Below are 8,960 nucleotides of genomic sequence, written 5' to 3' on the forward strand. Positions count from 1 at the left end.
GAAATTCACCGCTCTCCGGACGGGCGCGCCACCGGGGCACGCCGTCGCATCGTGTTCCATCTCCTGGGTCCCGCGGGACCCCCGGCCCCCCGCTTTCTACCAAAGCGAGGTTGCCGCACCGCAAGCGCCGCCCGCGCACCGGGCTCCTCACGCGCGAAGGCGATCAGCAGCCCGACCGCGAACATGGTCGGCAGCAGGGCGGAACCTCCGTAGGAGAACAGCGGAAGGGGGACGCCGGCGATCGGCAGCAGACCGAGCACCGCACCGATGTTGACCACCGCCTGGGCGGTGATCCAGGTGGTCACGCCTCCCGCGGCATACCTGACGAAGGGGTCCTCCGTGCGTCCGGCCACGCGGATACCCGCATAGCCTAGAGCCGCGAACAGGGCGAGTACCGACAGCGTCCCCACCAGCCCCAGTTCCTCACCGGTGACCGCGAAGATGAAGTCGGTGTGCGCTTCGGGGAGTTGGCCCCATTTTTCCACACTCGCACCAAGTCCGGAGCCGAAGATCCCGCCGGACGCGAGGGCGTAGATGCCGTGCACGGCCTGCCAGCAGTCGGCGGCACCGGAGCGGGGCTCGGTGGCGCCGATGCAGGCGAGCCGGGCCATGCGGTTGGGGCTGGTCCTGATCAGGATCGCACCGATCACGCCGGCGAGGGAGAGCACGCCGACGAAGAGCCGGGTGGGCGCTCCCGCGAGCCACAGCAGGCCGAACAGGATCGCCGTGAGGATGATCGCGGTACCCATGTCGCCACCGAGCATGATCAGTCCGAGCAGCAGGAAGCCGACCGGCACCAGCGGGACCAGCATGTGCTTCCACTGGGTCAGCAGCTTCTTGTCCTGTTTGCGGGCCATCAGGTCGGCGCCCCACAGCACGAGTGCGAGCTTGCCGAACTCGCTGGGCTGGAGCATGAAGGGGCCCCCGAGCGAGATCCAGTTCTGGTTGCCGTGAATCGCGACGCCGATACCCGGCACCTGCACCAGGATCATCAGGAACACGGCGCCGGCCAGGATGGGGTAGGCAAGCGCCCGGTGCAGCGTGACGGGCATGCGCGAGGCGGCGTACAGCAGGATGCCGCCGATGGCGGCGGCCAGCAGTTGCTTGCGGAAGAAGTAGGAGCCGGGCAGCGACATCTGCAGCGCGGTGATCTGGGATGCCGAGTACACCATCACCAGGCCGAGCACGGTGATCAGCAGGCTGCCGCCGAGGATCAGGTAGTACGCGGTCAGGGGCCGGTCCCACGCCTTGCGGGCCCGGTCCAGCAGCCGCCGGAGGGGGTTCTCGCGGGCCGGGCGGGCGGGGGCGGGGCGCCGGGGGGCCCGCTGCACGGGCGGCCGGCCGGTACGGCTACTGGGCATCGGCGCCTCCACTGCACGTCGGCCGTCCCACGCGTCCCTCCCAAGATCCGCCCGGCGGGCGGCCGGGGTCAGGCTTCGAGCTCGCGGACCGCCGCCGCGAACGCGTCACCGCGCTGGTTGTAATTGGTGAACATGTCCATGGAGGCGCAGGCCGGAGCCAGCAGCACCGTGTCGCCGGGCTGTGCGAGCCGCTGGGCTTCCGTCACCGCCTGGAGCATCGCCCCAGTGTCGGTCCGGTCGAGGTCGACCACGGGTACCTCCGGCGCGTGTCGCGCCAGGGCTTCCCGGATCAGGGCACGGTCTGCGCCCATCAGCACCGCGCCACGCAGGTGCTTCGCCGAGCCGGCGACCAGTTCGTCGAAGGTGGCGCCCTTCGCCAGACCGCCCGCGATCCAGACGATCGACTCGTACGCCGCCAACGAGGCCTGTGCCGCGTGGGTGTTGGTCGCCTTGGAGTCGTCGACGTAGGCGACCCCGCCGACGTCCGCCACGTGCGCGATGCGGTGGGCGTCCGGTCGGAAGGCCCGCAGTCCCTCGCGCACGGCGGCCGGGGGCACCCCGAAGGCGCGGGCGAGGGCCGCGGCCGCGAGGGCGTTGGCGACGTTGTGCGGGGCGGACGGCCGGACGTCGGAGACCTCCGCGAGTTCCTGGGCGTTCCTCTGCCGGTTCTCGACGAAGGCGCGGTCGACGAGGATGCCCTCGACGACGCCCAGTTGGGACGGGGCGGGCGTGCCGAGGGTGAAGCCGACGGCCCGGCAGCCCTCCTCGACGTCTGCCCCGCGCACCAGGTCCTCGGTGGCCCTGTCGGCGACGTTGTAGACGCAGGCGACACGGTTGCCCTCGTAGATGCGGCCCTTGTCGGCGGCGTAGGCCTCCATGGAGCCGTGCCAGTCGAGGTGGTCGGGGGCGAGGTTGAGCACGGCGGCGGAGTGGGCGCGCAGGGAGGGCGCCCAGTGCAGCTGGTAGCTGGACAGCTCGACGGCGAGGACGTCGTACGGCTCGTCGCCGAGCACCGCGTCCAGCAGTGAGACGCCGATGTTGCCGACGGCGGCGGTCCGCAGTCCGGCGGCCCTGAGGATCGAGGCCAGCATCTGCACGGTCGTCGTCTTGCCGTTGGTCCCGGTCACGCACAGCCAGGGCGCCGCGTCCGGGCCGCGCAGCCGCCAGGCCAGCTCGACGTCGCCCCAGACGGGGACACCCGCCTCCGCGGCGGCTGTGAACAGGGGCTTGTCGGGCTTCCAGCCGGGCGCGGTGACGATGAGGTCGGTGCCCTCGGGCAGGGTCGCGCCGTCGCCCAGGCGCACGGTGACACCGAGCGCCTGAAGCTGTGCGGCCTGCTCGCGCGCGCGTGCGTCGTCGCCGTCGTTGACCACGGTCACCTTCGCGCCGAGGCCGTGCAGCACCGTGGCCGCCGGGATGCCGGAGACGCCGAGCCCGGCGACCGTGACGTGCTTGCCGTGGAACTCCGGCGAGCCGTCACGCCGCGAGGACACCGAGGAGGTCACTTGTCCGCTGCCCATCCTGCGTAGAAGAGGCCCAGGCCGACGATCACACAGATGCCCTGGATGATCCAGAAGCGGACCACGACCAGGACCTCGGACCAGCCCTTGAGTTCGAAGTGGTGCTGGAGCGGCGCCATGCGGAAGACGCGCTTGCCGGTGAGGCGGAAGGAGCCGACCTGGATGACCACCGACATGGTGATCAGCACGAACAGACCGCCCATGATGGCCAGCAGCAGCTCCGTGCGGGAGCAGATGGCCAGGCCCGTGAGGACACCGCCCAGGGCGAGGGAGCCGGTGTCGCCCATGAAGATCTTCGCCGGTGAGGTGTTCCACCACAGGAAGCCCAGGCAGGCGCCCATCAGTGCGGAGGCGACGACCGCCAGGTCCAGCGGGTCGCGCACCTCGTAGCAGGCGTTGGGGTTGGTGAGGGTCAGCGCGTTGGCGCAGGACTCCTGGAACTGCCAGACGCCGATGAAGGTGTAGGCACCGAAGACGAGCACGGAGGCTCCGGTGGCCAGGCCGTCCAGACCGTCGGTCAGGTTCACACCGTTCGACATCGCCAGGATCATGAACAGCGCCCAGACGACGAACAGCACCGGGCCGATCGTCCAGCCGAAGTCGGTGATGAACGACAGCTTGGTGGAGGCCGGGGTGTTGCCGCGGGCGTCCTGGAACTGGAGCGCGAGCACCGCGAAGGAGATGCCGACGATGAGCTGACCGGCCATCTTGGCCTTGGCGCGCAGGCCCAGCGAACGCCGCTTGACGATCTTGATGTAGTCGTCGAGGAAGCCGACCAGGCCCATGCCGACCATCAGCCCGAGGACGAGCACGCCGGAGAAGGTCGGCGTGGCTGCCCGGTCGGTGGTCCAGGTCGTGATCACCTTCGACAGGAAGTACGCGGCGACCGTCGCCAGGATGAAGGCGATGCCGCCCATGGTCGGCGTCCCGCGCTTGCTGGCGTGCTCGCGCGGGCCGTCGTCGCGGATGTACTGGCCGTAGCCCTTGCGGGCCAGGAGCTTGATCAGCAGCGGTGTGCCGACCAGGGTCAGGAAGAGGCCGATGACTCCGGAGAACAGGATCTGCTTCATCATCGGGCGGAAACCTCACCCTCGGCGCCGGTCTCCAGCAGGGCCTGCGCCACGCTCTCCAGGCCGACCGCCCGGGACGCCTTCACGAGTACCACGTCCCCCGGGCGCAACTCGCTGCGCAACAGGTCGACCGCCGCCTGTGCGTCGGACACGTGCACCGACTCCTCACCCCACGAACCCTCGTTATATGCGCCCAGTTGCAGCCAGGCGGCTTCCCTGCCCCCGACCGCGACGAGCTTGCTGACGTTGAGCCGGACGGCTAGCCGTCCGACCGCGTCGTGCTCGGCGAGCGCCTCGTCCCCGAGCTCGGCCATCTGGCCGAGCACCGCCCACGTGCGTCCCCCTCGTGCCCGTGGGGCCTCGCCCATGGCCACCAGTGCGCGCAGGGCGGCCCGCATGGACTCGGGGTTCGCGTTGTAGGCGTCGTTGACGATCGTCACGCCGTCCGGGCGCTCGGTGACCTCCATACGCCAGCGGGAGAGGGAGCCCGCCTCGGAGAGCGCGATGGCGATCTCTTCCGCGGACATGCCCAGCTCATGGGCGACGGACGCCGCGGCGAGCGCGTTCGACACGTGGTGCTCACCGTACAGGCGCATGGTCACATCGCTTGCACCGGAGGGTGTGAGAAGCCTGAACGAAGGCTGTCCGCTGTCCGTGAGTCGCACGTTCTCGGCGCGTACGTCCGCTTCGTCGCTCTCGCCGAAGAGGACCACCTTCGCCTTGGTCCGGGCAGCCATGGCGCGTACGTGGGGATCGTCCGCGTTGAGGATCGCGGCCCCGTCCTCCGGAAGCGCTTCGACGAGTTCGCCCTTGGCCTGTGCGATCTGCTCCCGGCCGCCGAACTCCCCGATGTGGGCGCTGCCGACGTTGAGCACGACGCCGATCCTCGGCGGTGTCAGACCGGTGAGGTAGCGGATGTGGCCGATGCCGCGTGCGCCCATCTCCAGCACGAGGAACCTCGTGTCCTCGGTGGCGGACAGCGCCGTCAGCGGCAACCCGATCTCGTTGTTGAGCGAGCCGGGTGTGAACACCGTCGGCGCCTTGCTCTGGAGTACCTGGGCGATGAGGTCCTTGGTGCTGGTCTTGCCCGCCGAGCCGGTCAGGGCGACGAGGGTGGCGCCGAGCCGCCGTACGACGTGCCGGGCGAGCGCGCCGAGGGCGCCCTGGACGTCCTCGACGACGATCGCGGGGACACCGACCGGGCGCGAGGCCAGCACGGCCGCCGCGCCCGCCGCCACGACGGCCTGCGCGAAGTCGTGGCCGTCCACGCGTTCGCCGCGGAAGGCGACGAACAGGCTGCCGGGCCCCGCCTCGCGGGAGTCCCGGACCACCGGTCCGGTGACCTGCACCGACGGATCCGGTATGTCGTGCGTCTGCCCGCCGACGACTTCGGCGATCTCGGCGAGGGAGAGGGCGATCACAAGTTCATCCCTGGGTCTTCTGGATAGCTTCGCGAAGCACCTGGCGGTCGTCGAAGGGACGCACCACCCCGGCGATGTCCTGGCCCTGCTCGTGGCCCTTGCCCGCGACCAGCACGGTGTCCCCGGGGTGCGCACGGGCCACCGCCGCGGCGATCGCGGCGGCCCGGTCCTCGAAGAGGGCGACCTCGCCGCGCTCGTGCGCGGGCACGGAGGCGGCGCCCTGGAGCATGGTGGCGAGGATCGCGAGCGGATCCTCGGAACGGGGGTTGTCGGAGGTCAGTACGGCGGTGTCGGCGAACCGCGCCGCCGCGGCACCCATCGGGGCGCGCTTGGTGGTGTCGCGGTCGCCGCCGCAGCCGAGCACGATGTGCAGCCGCCCCTTGGTGACCTTGCGCAGGGCCCTGAGCACCGACTCGACGGCGTCCGTCTTGTGGGCGTAGTCGACGACCGCGAGATACGGCTGCCCGGCGTCCACCCGCTCCAGGCGCCCCGGTACGCCGGGCACCGCGGCGATACCGCCGGCGGCCGCCTGCGGGTCGAGGCCGGCGACGGCGAGGGCGACGACTGCCGCGAGGGTGTTCGCCACGTTGAAGGGGCCCGCGAGCGGCGACCGGGCGGCGAGGCGCTGTCCGTCGGGCCCGACGACGGTGAACGTCGAGTCCAGCGGACCGACTTCGACGTCCTCGGCGCGCCAGTCGGCGTCGGGGTGGCCCTCGGCGGAGTAGGTGACCACGGGGACGGTCGCCTCGTGCACGAGCCGGCGGCCGTACTCGTCGTCGAGGTTGACCACGCCGCGCCTGCTGCGCTCCGGTGTGAACAGCTGCGCCTTGGCCCGGAAGTAGTCCTCCATGTCGGAGTGGAACTCCATGTGCTCGGGGCTGAGGTTGGTGAAGACGGCGATGTCGAAGACGCAGCCGTCGACGCGGCCGAGCACCAGGGCGTGGCTGGAGACCTCCATGGCCACCGCGTCGACGCCGCGTTCGCGCATCACGGCGAACAGGGCCTGCAGGTCGGTGGCTTCGGGGGTGGTGCGCTCGGACTTGATGCGCGTGTCACCGATGCGCATCTCGACGGTGCCGATGAGCCCGGTGCTGTGCGCGGTCCTCAGCCCTCCCTCGACGAGGTAGGCGGTGGTGGTCTTGCCGGAGGTGCCGGTGATGCCGATCTGGAGCAGGTCGCGGCCCGGGTGGCCGTAGATCGTGGCCGCCAGTTCGCCCATCCGCCCGCGCGGGTCGTCCACGACCAGCACCGGCAGGCCGGTCGCCGCCGCGCGCTCGAAGCCCGGCGGGTCGGTGAGCACGGCGGCCGCGCCCAGGCCTGCGGCCTGGGCGACGAAGTCGGCACCGTGCGCCCGGGCGCCGGGAAGGGCGGCGTACAGGTCGCCGGGGCGGACGGCGCGCGAGTCGTGGGTGATGCCCGTGACCTCGGCGGTGCTCTCCGGCGCGGGGACACCCAGCTCGGCGGCGAGGTCCGCGAGGGGTGCGGCGGAGACCTGCGCCGGGCGGGGCGGTCCCGGATGGTTCACGGGTTGGCCCTTCTGGGTGGTTTGGGACTGATCAGCGTGTGGCACGGCGGTGAGCGTACCGGGCGTACCCGCCTGCGGGCGAAGTGAGGGGCCGGAGCCGTCCTGGTTCCCGGGCTGGGGAGTGGTCATGGTCACGGGTCGTTCCTGGCTGGTCGCGCTGATCGGGGAGGGTGCCGACGGAGTCGGTGCGGGGGCGGTCAGGGTTCGAAGGTGACGGGCAGGTTGGCGGCCTTGGCGCCGGTCGGAGGGACCTGAAGGGACTTCAGGGCGAACTCCATCACCTGCTTGTAGATGGGTCCACAGATCTGACCACCGAAGTAGCTTCCCTCGGTGGCGTTCTGGATGGCGCAGTAGACGGTGATGCGGGGGTTGTCGGCGGGCGCGAACCCGGCGAACGACGACGTGTAGCCGTGGTACTTGCCGGTGGCCGGATCCACGCGGTTGGCCGTGCCGGTCTTGCCGGCGACCCGGTAGCCGGGGATGCGCGCCTTGTTGCCGGTGCCCTCCTCGTCGTCGACGACCGACTCCAGCATCTGGGCGAGGGACCGGGCGGTCGCGGTGCTGACCACGCGGTTCTTCTTCGGGGTCGGGACGGGGGCGAAACGGCCGTCGGGTCCCTTGGTGCCGCGCACCAGGGTCGGGGCGACACGGACGCCGCCGTTGGCGATCGTCGAGTACACGGACGCCGCCTGGAGCGCGTTGATGGAGAAGCCCTGGCCGAAAGGAATCGTGAACTGCTGCGAGGTGGACCACTTGTCCGGCGCAGCGAGGATGCCGCGGGTCTCGCCCGGGAAGCGGAGTCCGGAGGCGCCACCGATGCCGAACTTGCGCAGGTAGGAGTAGAGCACCCGGTTCGCCTCGCTCTGGGTCTTGCCGAGTTCGCCGGTCGCCATGATGGTGCCGATGTTCGAGGACTTGGCGAGCACTCCGTTGAGGGTGAGGTACCAGGTCGAGTGGTCGATGTCGTCCTGGAAGAGCCGGTCGCCGCGGTGCAGCCGGTTGGGCACGGTGAGGCGGGTCAGCGGCGTGGCGGCGTTCTCCTCCAGCACGGCGGCCATCGACATGACCTTGGCGGTCGAACCGGGCTCGTAGGCGTCCTGGAGGGCGGGGTTGCCCAGCGTCGCGGGGTTGGCGTGGGCGAGGTCGTTCGGGTCGAAGCCGGGTGCGTTGGCCATGGCCAGGATCTCGCCGGTGCGGGTGTCCTGCACGATCACGTAGCCGCGGTCCGCCTCGGACTTCTTCACCTGTTCGCTGATGGCGTTCTGCGCCGCCCACTGGATGTCGCGGTCGATGGTGAGCTCGATGTCGCTGCCGGGCACGGCGGGCGTCTCGGTCGAGCCCGCGGTGGGCACCTGCCGGCCGCCGGACTGGGCATAGCGGATCTTGCCGTCCTTGCCGGCGAGCGTCTTGTTCAGCTGCTGCTCGATGCCGCCGCCGCCCACGCCCTCGGCGTTGACCCAGCCCAGTATCCCGGCGGCGAGGTCGCCGTTGGGGTAGACCCGCTTGCTGCTGGGGTCGGCGAAGACACCGGCGAGGACGTTCACCGTGGACCGGTCGGTCCCGGCCTTCTTGGCGAGCGCCAGCTTCAGGTCCTTGATCTGTCTCCACACCTGCGGGGTGCGGCTCAGGGCGAGCCGGACGTAACGCAGGTTCCTGTCCTTGGGCCGCAGCTTCGCGGCGATGTCCGACTGGCTCCGGCCCAGGATGGGCGCGAGCAGGGCTGCGGCCTGCTCCGGCCCGTCGCCGATCTCCAGCTGCTCGCGGGTGAACATCGTGGGGTCGGCCGTGATGTCGTACGCGTCCACGCTGGTGGCCAGGGCCACGCCGTTGCGGTCGGTGATCCCGCCGCGCTCGGCGGCCAGGGTGTGCACGACGTACCGGTTCTGCTCGGCCTTGGCGGCGTACGTGCTCGCGTCGACGGCCTGCACCTGGAGCAGCCGCACGATGAAGGCGAGCATGACGAGGGTCAGCGCGAGGCCGACCATGCGCAGGCGGGGGCGCGGGCTGCCCAGCCGGAGCGGGCGCCCCGCCGCGGCCGGCCGCGGCGGGGCGGGGCGGCGGGC

The 8,960-nt window shown here is 71.2% G+C and carries 6 protein-coding genes; all 6 read right to left on the reverse strand.

Annotation, left to right across the window (positions count from 1 at the left end; translation table 11 throughout):
* Positions 1 to 5 precede the first annotated feature (5 nt).
* The gene (gene ftsW, locus I3F54_RS06360; RefSeq protein WP_240117614.1) at positions 6 to 1,361 is read right to left on the reverse strand and encodes a putative lipid II flippase FtsW; all 1,356 of its coding nucleotides are present in this window, start codon (positions 1,359 to 1,361) and stop codon (positions 6 to 8) included.
* Between the two features lie 68 nt (positions 1,362 to 1,429).
* Positions 1,430 to 2,881 carry a UDP-N-acetylmuramoyl-L-alanine--D-glutamate ligase gene (gene murD, locus I3F54_RS06365; RefSeq protein ID WP_240117615.1) on the reverse strand — a complete coding sequence of 484 codons (1,452 nt, stop codon included), beginning with the start codon at positions 2,879 to 2,881 and terminating at the stop codon, positions 1,430 to 1,432.
* Positions 2,863 to 3,951: a phospho-N-acetylmuramoyl-pentapeptide-transferase gene (gene mraY / locus I3F54_RS06370; protein ID WP_240117625.1), complete on the reverse strand. Its 1,089-nt coding sequence runs from the start codon at positions 3,949 to 3,951 to the stop codon at positions 2,863 to 2,865. The genes murD and mraY overlap by 19 nt, the downstream gene beginning before the upstream one ends.
* Entirely contained in the window at positions 3,951 to 5,372 is a 1,422-nt protein-coding gene (gene murF, locus I3F54_RS06375) for a UDP-N-acetylmuramoyl-tripeptide--D-alanyl-D-alanine ligase (protein ID WP_240117616.1), read from the reverse strand. Before murF ends, mraY begins: the two co-directional genes overlap by 1 nt.
* A gap of 4 nt (positions 5,373 to 5,376) precedes the next feature.
* Complete coding sequence (locus tag I3F54_RS06380; RefSeq protein WP_240117617.1) at positions 5,377 to 6,897, reverse strand: UDP-N-acetylmuramoyl-L-alanyl-D-glutamate--2,6-diaminopimelate ligase; 1,521 nt, start codon at positions 6,895 to 6,897, stop codon at positions 5,377 to 5,379.
* A 197-nt stretch (positions 6,898 to 7,094) separates the two neighbouring features.
* Positions 7,095 to 8,960, reverse strand: a 1,866-nt coding sequence (locus tag I3F54_RS06385) for a penicillin-binding protein 2 (RefSeq protein ID WP_240117618.1), incomplete at its 5' end; no start/stop codon positions are given.

Origin of the sequence: Streptomyces sp. MUM 2J (assembly GCF_022414535.1) — a bacterium.
Taxonomy (GTDB): Bacteria; Actinomycetota; Actinomycetes; order Streptomycetales; family Streptomycetaceae; genus Streptomyces.